General features: G+C 70.6%; 17 protein-coding genes. 11 read left to right on the forward strand and 6 right to left on the reverse strand.

Annotation, left to right across the window (positions count from 1 at the left end):
* Nucleotides 1–155: 155 nt before the first annotated feature.
* On the forward strand, nucleotides 156–1,097 hold the full coding sequence (locus tag MKL20_RS20895; protein WP_244038281.1) for a LysR family transcriptional regulator: 942 nt from the start codon (nucleotides 156–158) through the stop codon (nucleotides 1,095–1,097).
* Nucleotides 1,094–2,335, forward strand: coding sequence for an NAD(P)/FAD-dependent oxidoreductase (locus tag MKL20_RS20900; protein WP_244038282.1), 1,242 nt, complete (start codon nucleotides 1,094–1,096; stop codon nucleotides 2,333–2,335). Before MKL20_RS20895 ends, MKL20_RS20900 begins: the two co-directional genes overlap by 4 nt.
* A 15-nt stretch (nucleotides 2,336–2,350) precedes the next feature.
* Here the strand turns inward: MKL20_RS20900 and MKL20_RS20905 are convergent, their stop codons facing one another.
* From MKL20_RS20905 to MKL20_RS20915, 3 genes are all read right to left on the reverse strand, one after another.
* Entirely contained in the window at nucleotides 2,351–3,592 is a 1,242-nt protein-coding gene (locus MKL20_RS20905) for an MFS transporter (protein ID WP_244038283.1), read from the reverse strand.
* A 78-nt stretch (nucleotides 3,593–3,670) separates the two neighbouring features.
* Nucleotides 3,671–4,582 (reverse strand): amino acid ABC transporter substrate-binding protein, encoded by a 912-nt coding sequence (locus MKL20_RS20910; protein WP_244038284.1) that lies wholly within the window; start codon nucleotides 4,580–4,582, stop codon nucleotides 3,671–3,673.
* A gap of 162 nt (nucleotides 4,583–4,744) precedes the next feature.
* Nucleotides 4,745–5,644 carry a LysR substrate-binding domain-containing protein gene (locus MKL20_RS20915; protein ID WP_244038285.1) on the reverse strand — a complete coding sequence of 300 codons (900 nt, stop codon included), beginning with the start codon at nucleotides 5,642–5,644 and terminating at the stop codon, nucleotides 4,745–4,747.
* 98 nt (nucleotides 5,645–5,742) lie between these two features.
* Here MKL20_RS20915 and MKL20_RS20920 point away from each other — a divergent pair, with 98 nt between their 5' ends.
* Nucleotides 5,743–6,369, forward strand: a complete 627-nt coding sequence (locus tag MKL20_RS20920; protein WP_244038286.1) for a glutathione S-transferase family protein — start codon at nucleotides 5,743–5,745, stop codon at nucleotides 6,367–6,369.
* A gap of 8 nt (nucleotides 6,370–6,377) precedes the next feature.
* Nucleotides 6,378–7,295, forward strand: coding sequence for a pyridoxamine 5'-phosphate oxidase family protein (locus tag MKL20_RS20925; protein ID WP_244038287.1), 918 nt, complete (start codon nucleotides 6,378–6,380; stop codon nucleotides 7,293–7,295).
* 7 nt (nucleotides 7,296–7,302) lie between these two features.
* On the opposite strand, the gene MKL20_RS20930 is transcribed toward MKL20_RS20925, so the two are convergent.
* Complete coding sequence (locus MKL20_RS20930) at nucleotides 7,303–7,953, reverse strand: glutathione S-transferase family protein (RefSeq protein WP_244038288.1); 651 nt, start codon at nucleotides 7,951–7,953, stop codon at nucleotides 7,303–7,305.
* A gap of 239 nt (nucleotides 7,954–8,192) precedes the next feature.
* Between MKL20_RS20930 and MKL20_RS20935 the strand changes: the two genes are divergently transcribed.
* From MKL20_RS20935 to MKL20_RS20960, 6 genes are all read left to right on the forward strand, one after another.
* The gene (locus MKL20_RS20935; RefSeq protein ID WP_007565721.1) at nucleotides 8,193–8,573 is read left to right on the forward strand and encodes a response regulator; all 381 of its coding nucleotides are present in this window, start codon (nucleotides 8,193–8,195) and stop codon (nucleotides 8,571–8,573) included.
* An 86-nt stretch (nucleotides 8,574–8,659) separates the two neighbouring features.
* Nucleotides 8,660–10,636 carry an AI-2E family transporter gene (locus tag MKL20_RS20940; RefSeq protein WP_244038289.1) on the forward strand — a complete coding sequence of 659 codons (1,977 nt, stop codon included), beginning with the start codon at nucleotides 8,660–8,662 and terminating at the stop codon, nucleotides 10,634–10,636.
* 143 nt (nucleotides 10,637–10,779) lie between these two features.
* Nucleotides 10,780–12,396: a hybrid sensor histidine kinase/response regulator gene (locus MKL20_RS20945; protein WP_244038290.1), complete on the forward strand. Its 1,617-nt coding sequence runs from the start codon at nucleotides 10,780–10,782 to the stop codon at nucleotides 12,394–12,396.
* 17 nt (nucleotides 12,397–12,413) lie between these two features.
* On the forward strand, nucleotides 12,414–12,728 hold the full coding sequence (locus MKL20_RS20950) for a plasmid stabilization protein (protein ID WP_244038291.1): 315 nt from the start codon (nucleotides 12,414–12,416) through the stop codon (nucleotides 12,726–12,728).
* A 122-nt stretch (nucleotides 12,729–12,850) separates the two neighbouring features.
* Nucleotides 12,851–13,195, forward strand: a complete 345-nt coding sequence (locus MKL20_RS20955; protein WP_244038292.1) for a type II toxin-antitoxin system RelE/ParE family toxin — start codon at nucleotides 12,851–12,853, stop codon at nucleotides 13,193–13,195.
* A 2-nt stretch (nucleotides 13,196–13,197) separates the two neighbouring features.
* Nucleotides 13,198–13,491: a helix-turn-helix domain-containing protein gene (locus MKL20_RS20960; protein WP_243963447.1), complete on the forward strand. Its 294-nt coding sequence runs from the start codon at nucleotides 13,198–13,200 to the stop codon at nucleotides 13,489–13,491.
* Between the two features lie 57 nt (nucleotides 13,492–13,548).
* Here MKL20_RS20960 and MKL20_RS20965 read toward each other — a convergent pair whose 3' ends face one another.
* On the reverse strand, nucleotides 13,549–14,445 hold the full coding sequence (locus tag MKL20_RS20965) for a ketopantoate reductase family protein (RefSeq protein WP_244038293.1): 897 nt from the start codon (nucleotides 14,443–14,445) through the stop codon (nucleotides 13,549–13,551).
* The gene (locus tag MKL20_RS20970; RefSeq protein ID WP_244038294.1) at nucleotides 14,442–17,528 is read right to left on the reverse strand and encodes an FAD-binding and (Fe-S)-binding domain-containing protein; all 3,087 of its coding nucleotides are present in this window, start codon (nucleotides 17,526–17,528) and stop codon (nucleotides 14,442–14,444) included. Before MKL20_RS20970 ends, MKL20_RS20965 begins: the two co-directional genes overlap by 4 nt.
* Nucleotides 17,529–17,643: 115 nt before the next feature.
* Here MKL20_RS20970 and MKL20_RS20975 point away from each other — a divergent pair, with 115 nt between their 5' ends.
* Complete coding sequence (locus MKL20_RS20975) at nucleotides 17,644–17,982, forward strand: hypothetical protein (RefSeq protein WP_244038295.1); 339 nt, start codon at nucleotides 17,644–17,646, stop codon at nucleotides 17,980–17,982.
* Nucleotides 17,983–18,034: the final 52 nt, after the last annotated feature.

Consider the following 18,034-nt stretch of genomic DNA (forward strand, 5'->3'; position numbering starts at 1 on the left):
CCTGCCGGGATCGCGCGTTTCGCGTCGGGTCTGTAGCGACCCCTCTATCACCATGATAGCGGGCGGCGCGCCCCGATCGACAACAACCGGAGACGCCACGCTCAAGATTTCTGGGGGATCTTGTGTCATAGGACAAAAAAAACGAGACCTCCGCCATGCGCAACCTCTCCCTCAAGCAGCTCCAGGCGGTGGCGGCGGTGGCCCGCCTGGGTACCATGACCCGGGCGGCCCAGGAGCTGAACGTCACCTCGGCCGCGCTCTACGCGCGCATCCGCCAGCTGGAGGAGGAGGCCGGCCTGCTGCTGTTCGACCGGACGCCGGGCGGCCTCAAGCCCACCGATGCCGGCCGCGAGATGCTCTGGGCGATCGACAGCATCAACACCGTCCTCGAGACCTGCACCGACCGCCTGCGGACCCTGCGCGGCGCCGAGGGCGGGCGCGTCGCGCTGGGCATCGTCTCGACGGCCAAGTATTTCGCCCCCCAGGTGATCGCCGGCTTCATCAAGATGCATCCCGGCGTCGAGATCAGCCTCTCGGTGCGCAACCGCGGCCAGACCGTCGAGGCCCTGCGCGGCTACGAGATCGACTTCGCCGTGATGGGCCGCCCGCCCCGGGATTTCCCGATCGAGGCCGCAACCTTCGGTCCGCACCCGCTGGTGCTGATCGCGCCCCCGAGCCACCCGCTCGCCGGCCGGACCGGGCTTTTGCGCGAAGACCTGGCCGACCAGCCGTTCTTCTTCCGCGAAGAGGGCTCCGGCACGCGCACGGTCTTCGAAGAGTTCATGAGCGGCATCCTGGTCAAGCGGGCGCTGCTCGACATCGACACCGGCTCCAACGAGACCATCAAGCAGGCGGTGATGGCCGGGCTCGGCATCGCCCTGCTGTCGGTCCATTCCGTCGCGGCCGAGGTCGAGAGCGGTCGCCTCGCCCTCCTCGACGTCAAGGGCCTGCCGATCCGGCGCGACTGGTACGCGGTGCGCCGGGCCGACAAGGTTCTGGGGCCGGCCGCCTCCGCGGTCTGGTCCTACCTGATGAGCGACGGCGCCCGCATGCTGCCCGGCGTCACGCTGCCCGAGGTCGTTGGGGCCAAGGCGTGAGCGCGGCCGGCATCGTCGTCGCCGGCGCCGGCCAGGCGGGCTTCCAGCTGGCCGCCTCCCTGCGCGAGGGCGGCTTCCGGGACCCGATCACCCTGGTGGGCGATGAGACCGCCCTGCCCTATCAGCGGCCGCCCCTGTCGAAAGCCTATCTCGCCGGCAAGACCGATGCCGAGGGGCTGTACCTGCGCCAGCCGGGCTTCTTCGCCGAGCATGCCATCGCCCACCGGCCGGGGATCCGCGCCGTCGCGATCGACCGGGCCGGGCAGCGCCTTCAGCTCTCGGACGGCCAACACCTCGCCTACGACCACCTCGTGCTGGCCACCGGCGCGCGCAACCGGCCGCTGCCGGTGCCGGGGGCGGATTTCCCGAACGTGCAGCAGCTGCGGGGCCTCGCCGATGCCGACGCGCTTCGGGCGGCGCTCGGCGAGGCCAAGGCGATCGTCGTGGTCGGCGCCGGCTTCATCGGCCTGGAATTCGCCGCCGTGGCCGCCGCCCGGGGCCTGTCGGTGACCGTTGTGGAGGCGGCCGACCGGCCGATGGCCCGGGCGGTCTCGCCGGAGATCGGGCAGTTCTTCCGCGACGCCCACGAGGCGATGGGCGTGCGCTTCGCCTTCGGGGCCGGCGTGACCGCGATCGCCGGGCGGGAGGGCCGCGCCACCGGCATCGTCCTGTCCGACGGGCGGGAGCTCGTGGCCGACTTCATCCTGATCGGCATCGGCGTGCTGCCGAACCGGGAGCTGGCCGCGGAGGCCGGTCTCCCGGCCGAGGACGGGGTGCGGGTCGACGCCTTCCTGGCGACGCCCGATCCCGCGATCTCGGCGATCGGCGATTGCGTCCGCTTCCCGAGCCCGTTCGCCCACGGGCTCACCTCGGACGGCACCGTGCGGATCGAGTCGGTGCAGAACGCCATCGACCAGGGCCGCTGCCTCGCCGCGCGGCTCAACGGCAAGCCGGCGGCCTACGGGGCGCTGCCGTGGTTCTGGAGCGACCAGGGTCCCCACAAGCTGCAGATCGCCGGCCTGTCCGGGCCCGGCGATGCCAGCGTGGTCCGGGGCTCCGGCGTGGCGTTCTCGGTGTTCCGCTTCCGGGACGGCGCCTTGAGGGCCGTGGAGTCGGTCGACCGGGCGGGCGACCACATGATCGCCCGGCGCCTGCTGGCGGCGGGGACGCCGCTCACCCCGGAGCAGGCGGCCGATCCGGGCTTCGATCTCAAGGCCCTGGCGATGGCACGGCCCTGACCGGCGCAGCGCAGATCAGTTCGAGAAGGTGATCTTCGGCCCCGGCCGCTGGAGAGCCACCGCCGTGGCGATCCCAAGGCCCAAAATCGTGACCGCGCAGGCCGCCAGCGCCCCGAACTGCCCGAGCTGCTGCAGGGCCTGCCCCAGCACCGCGACCCCGAGGGCCTGGCCGCAGAAGAACGAGAAGGCGTGCAGGGCCACCGCGGAGGCGCGGGCCGTCGGGGCGACCTCCGTCACCTGCGTCTGGAAGGTGTTGTGCAGCATGTAGAAGCCGAGCCCCATAGCGGTGAGCGCCGCGCAATCGACCTGCCAGCTTCCGGCCAGCCCGACCACGGTGAGCGAGGCGCCGCAGATCAGGCCGCCGCCGATCAGCATCCGGGGCATGCCGAGGAAACGGACCAGCAGCCCGACCAGGGCCGAGTAGAGCAGGCCGCCGATGGCGAAACCGGCGAGCACCAGGCCGGCCTCCCGCGGGCCACCCTCGCCGCGAGCCTCGATCAGCGGGGCGAGATGCGGGAACACGCCGAAGATCGCGATCGCCTCGACGAACACCGCGGAGAACAGGATCCGGGCGCGCGGATTGGCGAGGATCGTCCGGTAGCGCCCCACGGCCTGCCCGAAGGCCGGCCGCCGGGCCGGAAGGCGACCGGTGCGGTCGAAGCCGAACACCGTCGCGGCGCAGGCGATCGCCGCGACCAGCGCCGTGACCGCGAACACACCGCGCCAGCCGATCGCGGACTCGATCAGACCCGCGAAGGTCGAGCCGGTGAGCTGCCCGAGGATCACCGCCACCAGGAAGCGCCCGATCGCCACCTGGCGCCGGTCCATCGGCACCCGGTCGCCGAGCAGCGCGAGCGACAGCGGGATGCAGCCGCCCGCCGCCGCCCCCGCCAGCATCCGCAGGCCGAACAGGCTGCCGATATCGGGGGCGAAGCTGCACAGGACCAGGGCGCCGGCGAGCACCGCCAGGCAGACGCTCATCACCCGCTCCTTGCCGAGCGCGTCGCCCACCGGGCCGAGCACCGGCTGGATGAACGCGTAGGGCAGCGCAAAGGCGGTGGAGAGCAGCGCCACCGTGTGGGCGTCGCTACTGAGGTCCCGGGCGAGCACGCCGACCAGGGGCTCGACCGAGCGCAGTGCGAAGGTGCTGCCGAACCCCGCGCAGGCCAGGACCACGATCAGCCGTGGGATCGAGGCGGCCGACGCCTGTGCGAGAGGCGCGGGCGGCGTGAGCGCCGGCTCTTGTCTGTCGAGCATGGAGGGGATTCGCGCGGCGGGCGGGACTTAAGGCCCCGCGGCATCGCATCTCCGCGGCCGGAGCGAAACCCACTCGGATCAGTGCGCGTAGAAGGCCGGATCCGAATTGTCGCTCGGATGCTCGAACGCCCAGCGGAGCGCGGAGGAGAGCGGGATGTTGTAGGTCAGCCCGCGCGGCGGCACCGGCTTGAGGAACCAGGTCTCGTAGATCTTCATGATCTCGGGGCTGTGGTAGAGATCCGCGGTGGCCCGATCGACCACTGCCTTGAAGGCCAAGTCCTCCCGGCGCAGCATGATCCCGTAGGGTTCCGGGTTGGACAGGGTTTCCTCGCTGATCACGTAGGCGGACGGGTCCTTCGACTGGGCGGCCACGACGCTCAGCTGCACGTCATCCATGACGAAGGCCGCCGCCCGGCCGGTCTCGACCAGCAGAAAGCCCTCCGGCACGTCCTTGGCGGCGATCACGTTGATGCCGAGCTTGCGCTCGTTGTTGGCCTTGATCAGCATCAGGATGTTGGTCGAGCCGGCCACCGACGAGACCGACTTGCCGCGCAGGTCATCCAGTTTGCCGATTGTCTGGTCCTTCCGCGAGATGAACCGGGTCGCGGTGAGGAAGTGGGTGTTGGCGAAATCGACCTGCTTCTTCCGCTCCGTATTGTTGGTGGTGGTGCCGCATTCGAGATCGGTGGTGCCGTTGGTCATCAGCGGGATGCGGGACGAGGAATTCACGAACTCCATCGCGACCTCGAGCCCCGGCATCTTCAGCTCGCGCTTCACGGCGTCGGCGATCTTCAGGCAGATATCGACCGCGAAGCCGACCACCTTCTGGTTCTGGTCGAGGTAGCTGAACGGCGGCGCAGTATCGCGCACCCCGAGCACGATCCGGTTGTTGTCCTGGATCTTCTTGAGGGTGCCGGTGAGGGCATCGGCCTGGGCCGCCGGGGGAAGCACCGCAAGCAAGACGGCGAGGATCGGGGTGAGCAGGCGCATGGGCTGGCGGGCTCCGGGGTCGTGCATCGAGGCGCCGACCGAGAGGGGCGGCGGGGAGCCGGATCGGGCTTCCGACCATCGCTCAGCAAGAGTCCGGCCGCGATGATGCCGAACGGCGCGATGAAGACCGGTTCCCGAGCGAATTGAACGCCGGGATAGTGATCATCCCTCCGATTGCGCGGCGTGCAGGACCGGCAAGGCGCGCAACGCATCGGTGGCGTAATCGAGGAACGCGTTCACCCGGGCCGGCCGGAGCCCCTGGCTCGGGGTGACGAGCTGGACCGGCACCGGCGGCGGCTCGTGCGACGCCAGCAGGCGCACGAGGCGGCCCGCCGCGATGTCCTCGGCGGTCTGGTAGGACAGCACCCGCGCGATGCCGCGCCCGGCCCGGGCCGCGATCAGCGCCGCCTCGACCTCATTGACGATCAGGCGCGGTGCGAGGCGGACGCGGTTGGCACCGAAGCGCCATTCGCGGACATTCGAGCGGACCATGCCCAGGATGGTGTCGTGGTCGACCAGCTCGGCGGGCATCCGGGGCGTGCCCCGCGCCGCGAGGTAGCCCGGGCTCGCCACGACCACTTGGCGCACCTCCCCGACCCGGCGCGCGACCAAGCGGGATTCCGCGAGTTGTCCGATCCGCAGGGCAACATCGATGCCCTCCTCCACGAGGTCGAGGTTGCGGTCGGCGAGCACCAGCTCGACCTGCACCTCCGCGTAGGCATCGAGGAAGCCGGACACGACCGGCGCGACGTGCTTGCGCCCGAACAGGACCGGGGCGGTGACCCGCACGAGGCCGCGCACCGCATCGCCCGCCGCGCCGGAGACGGCGGCCTCGTAACCTGCGAGCAGTTCGCGCGCCCGCTCGGCCAGTTCGAGCCCCGCCGGGGTCGGCGCCAGGCGCCGGGTGGTGCGCTCCACCAGGCGGGTGCCGGCCCGCGCTTCCAGGCTCGCCAGCGCCCGGGTGGCGGCGGCGGCCGAGCGGCGCGACCGGCGCGCGGCCCCGGCGAGGCTGCCGGCGTCGATAATCGCGACGTAGAGGGCGAGTTCGTCCAGCCGGTCCATGGATCATTTCAGGATCTGAAATTCTGAGTGTCACAGCGTCCGGATTTTCGCCGTCCTTTGCAAGAGCCATAGTCAGGGCGTCGCTGGAGACCCCGACCATGTCCGAACCCGCCCTCACCCTGTACGGCTCGCGCCTCTCGGGCCATTCGCACCGCGCGGAACTGTTCCTGTCGCTGCTGGGGCTGCCCTATCGCTTCGTGGAGGTGGGCAGCGCGGAGCAGCGGGCCGCCGCCGATTTCCGGCGTCTCAATCCGCTGGGCCAGATTCCCGTCCTGACCGACGGCGCGGTGGCGATCCCGGACAGCAACGCGATCCTGGTCTACCTGGCGGCCCGCTACGCGCCCGATGGCGGCTGGATGCCGGCCGATCCGCTCGCCGCCGCGGCGGTCCAGCGCTGGCTGTCGGTCGCCGCCGGGGAGATGCGCACCGGACCGGCCCTCGCCCGGCTGATGGTGGTGTTCGGCGCGACCGCCGACCGGGCGACGGTGCACGCCACCGCGGCGCGGATCCTGACCTTCATGGACGGGCACCTGGCCGATCGCCCGTATCTCGCGACCGAGCGGGCGACGCTGGCCGACATCGCCTGCTACTCCTACGTCGCCCACGCCCCCGAGGGCGGCGTCTCGCTCGCCCCCTACCCTGCCGTGCGGGCCTGGATCGCCCGGGTGGAGGCCCTGCCGGGCTTCATCCCGATGCCGGCCTCCCCCATCCCCGAACAGGCATGAGGCACGCCATGGCCGATTTCCACGCAGACGAACTGATCGCGCAGGCCCATGCCGGCCACGTCCTCGGCGAGACCCCGGCGATCCGGAGCTTCATGCCCGATCAGCACCGCCTGTTCTTTGCGGGCCTGCCCTATCTCCTCATCGGGACCGCGGATGCGGACGGCGCGCCGGTCGCGACCCTGCTGACCGGCGCGCCCGGCTTCGTGCACAGCCCGGACGCGACGCATCTCGCCATCGCCGCGGCGCTCGATCCCGCCGACCCGGCGGCCGAATTCCTCGTGCCGGGTGCCGAGGCCGGGATCCTCGGCATCGACTTGGCGACGCGGCGGCGCAACCGCGCCAACGGCCGCATCGTGCATCGCGACCGGGACGGCCTGACCGTGGCGATCGATCAGAGCTTCGGCAATTGCCCGCAATACATCCAGCGGCGCGACGTCGAGCCGGTTCCGCGCCAGCCGGGTCCGACCGAGATCCTGTCAGCCCTGGACGCGGAGGCCGGCGCGCTGATCGATGACGCCGACACGCTGTTCGTGGCGACCCGGTCGCGGGACGACCTCCGGGAGGGCGGCGCCGACATCTCGCACCGGGGCGGGCGGCCCGGCTTCGTCCGGCGCCGGGGCGACGTGCTGACGGTGCCGGATTTTTCCGGCAACCGCTACTTCAATACCCTGGGCAACCTGATCGGCGAGCCGCGGGCGGCCTTGCTGTTCCTCGACTTCGCGTCCGGCGACCTGCTGGTCCTGCAGGGCCGCACCGAGATCGACTGGACCGGCGCCCCGGGTCTTCTCGGCGCGCAACGGTCCTGGTCCTTCACGGTGACCGACGGCTGGCGCCGCCGGGGGGCCATGCCCCTGCGCTGGAGCGACCCCGAGCCGGCGCCGCAACTCGCGCGCACCGGCATCTGGGCCGAGGCGGACGGGGTCTGATCGTGGCTCAGGTCGCCCCCGCCGCGGCGGCCTCGTGCTCCTGGGCAAGTTGCGCATCGGCGGCGGCGACCTTTTGGAAGGCCGGGCGTCCGCGGACGCGCTCGACATAGGCCGACAGTACCGGATCGGGCGCCACCAGGCCGAAGCCCATCGTCCAGCCGAGCGCGCTGCCCCACAGGATATCCGCGGCGCTGAAGCGGTCGCCGAGCAGGTACGGGCCCGGATCCAGCGCCTCGGTGATGCGCGCGATCACGCTGTCGTAATCGGCATAGGCCGACATGGCCCGCGGCCCCGCCTCGCGCTTGAGATGACGGTCGATCACCGCGGGCTCGAAGCAGGAGCCGTAGAACACCATCCAGCGCAGATACGTCCCCCGGGCGGGATCGGTGATCGCCGGGGCGAGGCCGGCCTCCGGGAACAGGTCGGCGAGATACAGGTAGACCGCCGCCTGCTCGGTCACGAGGGCCTCGCCATGGCGGATCGCCGGCACCTTAGCCATCGGGTTGATCGCGCGATAAGCGTCTCCGAGATGCTCGCCGGCCCGCATGTTGAGCGCATGCAGGCGATGCGGGGCGCCGAGTTCCTCCAGAAGCACGCGTACGCCCGACGAGCGGGTATTCGGCGCATGGTAGAACGCGATCTCCGGCGTATTCGTCATGCCGCACCCTTCCAGATGATGTGATTTGCGCGGCGGTACGCTTCGTCCCGCCGAGGAGCCGGGTCAATCTGCAGTGCACCGAGCCGGCCCGGTGGAACATCCCGATCCCACCGAGGCCGTTCTGTACGGGGCGCTCTCTTCCACAGGGACCGGAATCGCGGCAGGGACGTTGGGCGTTTGTGCGTTGCCGCGCGTTGGGGTGCCAGCCGGCGCGACGCGACCCGGGGATTCGAGTACTGATGGCGAAGATACTGCTGGTCGAGGACCATGAAGAGATCTGGGACTTCCTGTCCCGACGCCTCAAGCGCCGCGGCTACGAGGTGATCCTGGCCCATGACGGCGAGGCCGGCGTCCAGCAGGCCCGGTCGGGCCAACCCGACGTGATCCTGCTCGACATGAACCTGCCGATCCTCGATGGCTGGTCGGCGGCGCGGGCGCTGAAATCCGGATCGGACACGCGGGCGATCCCGATCATCGCGCTCACCGCCCACGCCATGTCCGGCGACCGGGACAAGGCCATCCAGGCGGGCTGCGACGACTACCATCCCAAGCCGGTCGATTTCTCCAAGCTGCTCAGCCAGATCAGCGCCGCCCTGGGCGAGACCGCGCAGGCGGGCTGACGCCACCCGGCCCCGCAGGCTCCGAACCGCTCCGCCGTCGCGGTCCGGCAGCGTCCCCGAGTTCGACACGTCAGTGGAGCGTATCCGTGAGCGAGGATCCCGTCACCGCCCAGCGCCTCAAGCAGGGCCTGCCGGTCATCGTCGCGCTGGCCTCGACCCTGCTGGTCGTGTCGATCATGGCGGCGCTGTATCTCGGGCGCGAGATCCTGGTGCCGGTGACGCTGGCGATCCTCCTGAGCTTCGTCCTGGTCCCGGCGGTCCGGATCCTCCGGCGGATCCGCGTGCCCCGGGCGGCGGCGGTCCTCCTGGTGGTGGTGATCGTGTTCGGCGGCCTGTTCGGGATCGGCAGCCTGATCGCCAGCGAGGCGTCGCAGCTCGCCACCGACCTGCCGCGCTACACCCAGGTGATGCGCACCAAGATCAAGGACCTGCGCGGCGCCACCGCCGGGACCGGGACCCTGTCCCGGATGGTCGACATGATCCAGGATCTCAGCGCCACGCTGCAGCCGCCAGCCGCGATCGAGGTCAAGGGCGAGCCGGGAACCCGCACGCACCCGCTCACCGTGGAGATCAGCCCCGCCCGGGCGAGCGTCGTCGAGACGTTCCAGACCTTCGCGGGGCCGATCCTGCACCCGCTGGCCACCACCGGCCTGATCCTGATCTTCACGATCTTCATCCTGCTCCAGCGCGAGGACCTGCGGAACCGGGCGATCCGGCTGGCGGGCGGCTCCGGGGATTTGCGCCGGGTCACGGCGGCGATCGATGACGCGACCAGCCGGCTCAGCCGGTTCTTCCTGGCCCAGCTCGCCCTCAACATCGCCTTCGGGGTGGTGATCGGCGTCGGCTTGTGGCTGATCGGCGTCCCGAGCCCGACTCTGTTCGGCGTGCTCGCGGCGATCCTGCGCTTCGTGCCCTACATCGGCGCCGCGATCAGCGCCCTGCTGCCGCTGATTCTCGCCGCCGCGGTCGATCCCGGCTGGACCATGGTCATCGCCACCGCGGCCCTGTTCCTGGTGGTGGAGCCGATCTGCGGCCACGTGATCGAGCCGCTGCTCTACGGGCACTCCACGGGCCTGTCGCCGATCGCCGTGATCCTGGCGGCCACGATCTGGACCTTCCTGTGGGGGCCGATTGGCCTGGTGCTCGCCACCCCGCTCACCGTGTGCCTGGTCGTGCTCGGCCGGCACGTGGAGCGGCTCTGGTATCTCGACGTGCTGCTCGGCGACCGGCCCGCCCTGGCGCCCCCCGAGATCTTCTACCAGCGCATGCTGGCGGGCGACCCGGCCGAGGCGATCGACCAGGGCTGGCAGTTCCTCAAGGAGCGGGCGCTCGTCACCTATTACGACGAGGTTGCGCTGGCCGGGCTGCTGCTGGCCCAGGAGGATCTCTCGCGCGGCACCCTGGACCGGGCCCGCCAGGACGAGGTCGGCGCGGCGATCCGCACCGTGGTGGCGCGGCTCGGGACCGCGCCGGTAGCCCGGCGGACCTGGCGGGGATCGACGCGCTCTTCGCCGGATACCGAGACCGCGGCGGCGCTCGCAGCCGTCGGGCCGGACCGGCAGGTCGCCGGCATCGTGCTGGCCCGCGAGGAGCTCGCCCCGGCCTGGCGCAGCGAGACGCCGGTCCTGTGCGTGTCGAGCCGCGGCCCGTTCGACGAGGCGGCGACCCTGATGCTGAGTCAGATCCTGGCCCGGCACGGGCTGGCCTCGCAGACCCTGTCGATGGCCGCGATCCGGGCCGGCGAGCGGCCCGAAAATCCGGAGGGCCTCGCGCTAATCTGCTTCTCCTACCTGGAGCCGGTCAGCCTGTCGCAGATCCGCTTCACCGTCCGGCAGGCCCGCGCGGCGGTGCCGGGCGTGCGCATCCTGGTGGGCTTCTGGCGCGAGCGCGACCCGGCCACCCTGGACCGCCTGCGCCGGGCGACCTCGGCGGATTTTCTGGTTACGTCGCTGAACGAGGCGCTCTCGGCGGTCCTGACCACCTGCCGGGACCCGGCGCCCCCGCGGATCGCCCCGGCGCCCGCCAAGGCCCTGCCCAGTGCGGCCCGAGCGGCGGCGGCGTAGCCGGCACACGTCCCCACGGCGCGCGCCAAGCGCGACATTGGTGCCATCGACAACCTCGATCGCCCCCCTAAAGTCGCAACGGAAGATCGGTCTCGGGCCGGTCTCCGCTCCCTTCACGTCCGAAAGAATCAAGACCGCGCGGCATGTCCGACTCTCCCGAAAAACCTCCCATCGGACCGGCCGCCGTGGTCAGAGACGGTGCGGCCAGTGATGTCGCCGACCGCACGAGCGATATCTTCTTCGCCGCGGTGGAAACCACCCGGATGCCGATGATCGTCACCGATCCGCGCCAGCCGGATAACCCGATCATCTTCGCCAACCGCGCCTTCCTGGCGATGACCGGCTACACGCCGGAGGAGCTCGTCGGGCGCAATTGCCGGTTCCTGCAAGGCCCGGACACCGACCGCGAGACGGTCGATCAGGTCCGCGCGGCGATCGCGGAGCGGCGCGAATTCGCCACCGAGATCCTGAACTACCGCAAGAACGGCTCGACCTTCTGGAACGCCCTGTTCGTCTCGCCGGTGTACAATGCGGCGGGCGAACTGGTGTACTTTTTCGGCTCGCAGCTCGACGTCTCACGCCGCCGCGACGTCGAGGAAGCCCTGGGCCAAGCGCAGAAGATGGAGGCGCTCGGCCAGCTCACCGGGGGCATCGCGCACGATTTCAACAACCTGCTGCAAGTGATCGTCGGCTACGTCGACATCCTGGCCTCGGGGCTGGAGAAGCCGGATGCCGACCGCGCCCGGCTCGGACGCGCCACCGACAACATCCGCCAGGCGGCCGACCGCGCCACGACGCTGACGCAGCAGCTCCTGGCCTTCGCCCGCAAGCAGCGGCTGGACGGGCGCGCGGTCAACCTCAACACGCTGGTCGAGGGGATGGGCGAGATGGTCGCCCGCTCGGTGGGCGAGGTGGTGACGATCGAGCTGGATCTCGCTCCTGACCTCTGGAACTGCCGGGTCGATCCGACCCAGGCCGAGGTCGCGATCCTCAACGTGCTGATCAACGCCCGCGACGCGATGCCGGAGGGCGGCAGCGTGCGGATCACCACCGAGAATACCGAGATCGTGGCGGGCGGCGAGATCGGGCCGCTGCGTCCCGGCCGCTACGTCAGCATCGCCATCCGGGATACCGGCACCGGCATCCCGCCCGCGGTGCTCGCCCGGGTGATGGACCCGTTCTTCACCACCAAGGAGGAGGGCAAGGGCACCGGGCTCGGCCTGTCGATGGTCTACGGCTTCGCCAAGCAATCGGGCGGCGCCGCCGAGATCGAGTCGACGGTCGGCGCGGGCACGACGGTGCGCCTGTCCTTCCCGGCCACCGACGGCGACGCGCACGCCCCGTCCAAGGTCTCGCACCGGACGGTGGACCGGCAGGGCACCGAGACGATCCTGATCGTCGATGACCGCGAGGACGTGGCCGAGCTCGCCCGCACCATCCTGCGGGATTTCGGCTACACGACGCTGATGGCCGGCAATGCCCGCGAGGCCCTGGAGATCCTCGATTCCAGCGAGCGCATCGACCTGCTGTTCACCGACCTGATCATGCCGGGCGGGATGAACGGCGTGCTGCTCGCCCGGGAGGCGCGCCGTCGCCAGCCCAAGCTCAAGGTCCTGCTCGCCACGGGCTACGCGGAGGCGAGCCTGGAGCGAACCGATATCGGCGGTTCGGAGTTTGACCTGCTCAACAAGCCTTACCGGCGCACGGAACTGGTCCGCCGCGTGCGGGCGATCCTCGACGGTCCGACCGGCGTAGGCTGAGCGTGAGGAGAGGCGCCATGGCGCAGGGCGACAAGGCGAAATACACCGACAAGCAGAAGCGCAAGGCCGAGCACATCGCGGACTCCTACGAGGCCCGCGGCGTGCCGGAGCCGGAAGCCGAGGCGCGGGCCTGGGCGACCGTCAACAAGGACGACGGCGGCGGCAAGAAGCCGAGCGGCTCCGGCCGCGGCAAGGCCACCGGCCATCCGGCGGCCCATAAGGGCGGGGCGACAGGGGGGAAGGCTTCCGCCGGGCGGACAGCGGAACAGCGCTCGGCCTCGGCGAAGAAGGCTGCGGCGACGCGGAAGGCGAATGCCGCGGCCAGCGCGTGATGGGTCGAAGCGGGCCGGAGGTGGTCCGCTCATTCTCAAGGTCTGGAACCGGCCAAACCAAGCACGAATTTGCTTGACGGGCTTGTACCGTACACGGTACATAGTACCGTGTACGGTCCGGCATGTCGGCGACACAGAAAAAAGTTCCTGCTTCTTTCTATAAAACGACCACCGGCACCGAACCGGTGCGGGACTGGATCCTTGGCCTGTCGGCTGACGACCGGAAGATTGTCGGTACTGACATCGCCATCGTCGAGTTCGGCTGGCCCGTCGGGATGCCGACCTGCAAATCACTCGGCAACGGGCTTTGGGAAGTCCGCAGCGATCTGACCGGCGGGAAGATCGGACGAGTCGTCTTCGTCATGCATCAGGGTCAGATGGTCCTCCTGCACGGGTTCGTGAAGAAGACGCAGAAGACCCCGTTGTCCGACATCCGTATCGCCGCCAAGCGCCAGAAGGAGCTTTAGCCATGAGCGAACGCATCGGATCTTCCTTTGAAAGCTTCCTCAACGAAACGGGAAGCAGGGAAGACATCTACGCGGAAGCAACCAAGCGCGTGCTGGCATGGCAGATCGAACAGGCTATGGAAGCTCAGAACATTTCCAAAACGCAGATGGCGAGGAAGATGAAAACCAGCCGCAGCCAGCTCGACCGGCTGCTCGATCCAACGAATATGGCGGTTCAGATCGATACCATCCAAAAAGCGGCAGAGGCGGTTGGACGAAAGCTGGTGATCGAGCTGCGCGAACCAGAGTCGGCATAGATCCTTCTGCAATCGGCCGAAGATAGACGGCACCATCCGCGAAATCTTACCCGCACCTCACGCCCGATCCCGCCCCTCGACCAGCTTGACCAGCGTGTGCAGCATCCGGTTCGCCGGCGTCGGGATCCCCAGGGCCGCGCCTTTCCGCACCACGGTGCCGTTGAGGTGGTCGATCTCGCTGGGCCGGCCCCGGGCGAGGTCCTGGGCCGTGGAGGAGCGCTGGTCGGCCATGCTGGTGCTGAGGGCGAGCACCGTTTCGAGGATGTCGTCGGGCACCGACACGCCTGCAGCGTTCGCCACAGCGACGCATTCCTGCACCACGTCGGTCATCGCCGCGATCACGCCCTCGCCCTGGACCAGGCGGCCGTAGGGCAGCTGGGTCAGGGCCGAGAGGGCGTTGTAGGCGCAGTTGAGGATCAGCTTGCCCCAGAGCGCGTCCAGGGCGCGTTCCGAGACGGTGGTCGGGATCCTGGCGGCCATGAGCGCGGCGGCGATCGTCGGGCTCGTTTCCGAGGCGCCGAGCACCAGGTCGCCCCGGCCGTTATGGCGGACGTGGGCCAGCCCGACCATCTCGGTGGCGACGTAGACCGCCACCGGCACCACCGGCCGTCCCAGCACGGCGGCGAGGCGCTCGGCATTGTCGACGCCGTTCTGCAGGCTGAGGATCGTGGCCAAGGGGCTGAGATGCGCGGCGATCGTCGCCCCGGCCGCTTCCGTGTCGCCCGACTTGACGCAGACCAGCACCAGATCGGCCCCGGCGACGCCCTCGCCGGACGCGGTCGCCTGAACGGCGACGGTCTCGCGCCCGGCCGCGCTTTCCAGCACCAGGCCGTCGGACCGGACCGCCTCGACCAGGGCCGGGCGGCCGATCAGCGTCACCGCGTGACCGGCCTGCGCCAGCAGGAACCCGTAATAGCAGCCGACCGCCCCGGCCCCGAGAACCGCGACCTTCATCGCGCCGAAGCCGCAGCGCGCGCGGGATGGAACGGCGCGGCGCCGACCGCGCTGGTCCGGACATGGTCGAGCAGGGCCTGGACCGGGTGGCGCAGCCGGACGCCGTCGACGAGCTTGGCCTGAGACCGGCAGGAATAGCCGTCCGCCAGCAGGGTGCCGGCGGGGGCATCGGCCACGTGGTGCGCCCAGCTCAGGCCGTAGATCGCCTCGGAGGTGGCGCGGTTGCGCGTCTCGTGACCGTAGGTCCCGGCCATGCCGCAGCAGCCCGCCGCCGGCACGTCGAGCCGCAGTCCGAGATGGGTGAACACGGCCTGCCAGTCGCGCACCGCGCCGGGGGCGTTGGTGCGCTCGGTGCAATGGGGCAGCAGCCGCAGGGTCGCGCCACCCTGCCGGGGCGCGATCCGGTCGAGCTGGGTGGCAAGCCATTCCTGCAGAATCTGGACCTTGGGCAGGTCGTCGCCGCCGAGCGCCTGAGCATATTCGGACCGGTAGGTCAGCGTCATCGAGGGGTCGAGGCCGATGAGCGGCACGCCCGAGCGGGCGAGCGTCCGCAGCATCGCGGCGTTGGAGCGCGCCACCGCGGCGAACCGGGCCAGGAAGCCGTGAACGTGCAGCGGCTTGCCGTTCGGCCGGTAGGGCACGAGCCAGGGTTGGAAGCCGAGGGCGATGAGGAGCGCGCAGGCATCCACCACCAGGGCCGCCTCGAAATGGCTGGTGAAGGCGTCCTGCACCAGCAGCACCGCGCGCTCCCGCTCCGCCGGGGCGAGCCGGGCCAGCGCCTCCGGGGTTGCAGTGGCGACCCCGAGACCGGCGAGCCGCGCTTTCAGGTCCACGGGCGACAGGGCCGGAATCCCGACCAGGCCGGCCTTGGCCAGCAGCATCCGGGCGAGCGGGTTGGCCAGGGCCGCGTTGCTCAGGCGCGGCATCCGGGCCGCCAGCGGCAGCAGCGGCTCCAGAGCCGCCACCAGATGGTCCTTCAGGGGCCGGGCGTAGCGGGCGTGGTAGAGCGCCAGGAACTTGGCCCGGAAGGTCGGCACGTCGACCTTGATCGGGCACGAGCCCGTGCAGGATTTGCAGGCAAGGCAGCCGTCCATCGCCTCCTTGACGGCGTGCGAGAAATCATCCGCCTCGGAGCCGCGCCGGAAACCACTCCGCAAAGTCGCGAAAAGATCGGGCAGCCAGCCGGCGCGCTGGCGCTTGAGCTCCGCGGCCGGGTCGATCCCCGCCTGCGCGGCCAGCCGCAGCCACTCGCGCATCAGCGAGGCGCGGCCCTTGGGCGAGTGCCGGCGCTCCCGGGTCGCCTTCCAGGACGGGCACATCGCGTCGTCCGGATCGTAATTGAAGCAGGCGCCGTTGCCGTTGCAGTGCAGGGCCTCGTCGAAATCCTGCCGGACCGGCGGCGGGATCGTGCGGTCCTGCTCGCCCCGGCGGGGCACGCCGTCGATCCGGGTGAGCGCGCCGCCCTGGGCCGAGGCGATCTTGCCGGGGTTCATCCGGTCGCCCGGGTCGAAGGCGCGCTTGACCGCCTCCAGCGCCGGCATCAGCGGCCCGAAGGTCGTGGGCACGAATTCGGAGCGGAAGCCCTTGCCGTGCTCGCCCCAGAGCAGCCCGCCATATTTGGCGGTGAGCGCGACCACGCCCTCGGTGACCTCGCGGATCAGCGCGTTCTGGTTCGGGTCCTTCAGGTCGATCGCCGGTCGGACATGCAGCACGCCGGCATCGACATGGCCGAACATGCCGTAGCGCAGCCCCTTGGCGTCGAGCAGCGCCCGGAACTCGGCGATGTAGTCGGCGAGCCGCTCCGGCGGCACCGCGGTATCCTCGACGAACGGGATCGGGCGCGCATCGCCCTTGGCGGCGCCGAGCAGGCCCACCGCCTTCTTGCGCATAGTCCAGAGTTTTTCGATCGCCGCGCCGCGGGCGATGGTGAAGCCCAACCGCTTGGTATCGGTGCCGCGCTCGGCCTCCAGCATCGTGGTGAGCCGCGCCAGGGCGGCGTCCACCGCCTGCGCATCGTCGCCCACGAATTCCACCAGATTGATGCCGTGGACCGGGCGCCCACCGGGATCGTCGGGGAAGAAGGCCTGCACCTCGGCCCAGATCGGGTCCTGGCGGGCGAGCCCCAGCACGGTGGAATCGATGGTCTCCACGGAGGCCGCGCCGAACGGCAGCAGGGCCTGAGCGTCACGCAAAGCCGCGTCGAAATCCACGTAGGAGAGCGCCACCAGCACCGAAGCCTTCGGGATCGGCAGCACGTTGAGCCGTGCCTCGGCGATCAGCGCCAGGGTGCCCTCGGAGCCGCAGAGCACGCTCTTGAGGTCGAAGCGCCCTGACGCGTCGCGCAGATGGGCGAGGTCGTAGCCGGTGAGGCAGCGGTTGAGCTTAGGGAAGCGCTCGGCGATCAGCGCCGCGTTCTCGGCGACGACGGTGTCGACGGTGCGGTGGATCGCGCCGACGCGATCGTTGCGCGCCTTGGCGGCGCTGAGCCCGGCCTCGTCCAGCGGCTCGGCTTCCCAGACCGTGCCGTCGGTGAGCACGCAGGTCAGCGCCAGGACGTGGTCGCGGGTCTTGCCGTACAGGCAGGAGCCCTGCCCGCAGGCGTCCGTGGAGATCATGCCGCCGATGGTGGCGCGGTTCGAGGTCGAGAGCTCGGGAGCGAAGAACAGGCCATGCGCGGCCAGCGCCCGGTTGAGCTGGTCCTTCACCACCCCGGGCTCGACCCGGACGGTGCGGCGGGCGACGTCAATCTCCAGGATGCGGTTCATGTGCCGCGAGGTGTCGACCACGAGGCCGTGGCCGAGCGACTGGCCGTTGGTGCCGGTGGCACCGCCGCGCGGGCGGATCACGATCTCGGTGAAGCGCGGATCGTAAAGCAGCTTGGCGATCCGCACGAGGTCGTCGCGCGAGCGCGGGAAAGCCACCGCCCCCGGCTCGACTTGGTAGATCGAGTTGTCGGTGGAAAAGACCGTGCGGTCGGCGGCCGACACCGTGAGGTCGCCCTCGAAGCCGCGCAGGCGCAGCTCGGCGACAGCCGCCTCATAGAGCGGCACGGCCTCGGTGTGGCGGGTCAGGACCGGGATCATGCAGGCGTTCTACACCCGGCGGATCGCGAGGGAAGATCGGCGCTTATGTCACGCCGACCCGGTGGGGGCTGGCACCCTGTTTGCCACAGGGGATGACGTTACGGAGCGAATACCCATGAACGCGAGCGTCGAACGGGTCCGGGATGCCCTGGCCGAACTGATCAAGGCCGCCCTCATCTCCGACGACGGCAAGAGCCTCGCCTGCCGCGAGGCCGGGCGGGACAAACTCGCCGGGCTGGCGGCCGACCCACCGGAGGCCGAGAGCCTGCGCATGGACGGCGCCTGGATGCTGGCGATCCAGCAGGCGGAGACGCCGGAGCTGGCCGCCGAGGAGGGCCAGGTGAACCTGACCTTGCCGCGCGCCTGCCCGTTCACCCTGGACGACATCCTGGCCCCCGGTTTCGATGTGGATCACGCGGTCGAGCGCATCCGCAAGTCCGCCTCCACGGGCTGAACGCGCCTGTTGAGGACGCGACAGCCGCCGTTGCCGCGGACCGGCCGGAACC

The organism is Methylobacterium sp. E-066, from assembly GCF_022829635.1.
Taxonomy (GTDB): domain Bacteria; phylum Pseudomonadota; class Alphaproteobacteria; order Rhizobiales; family Beijerinckiaceae; genus Methylobacterium.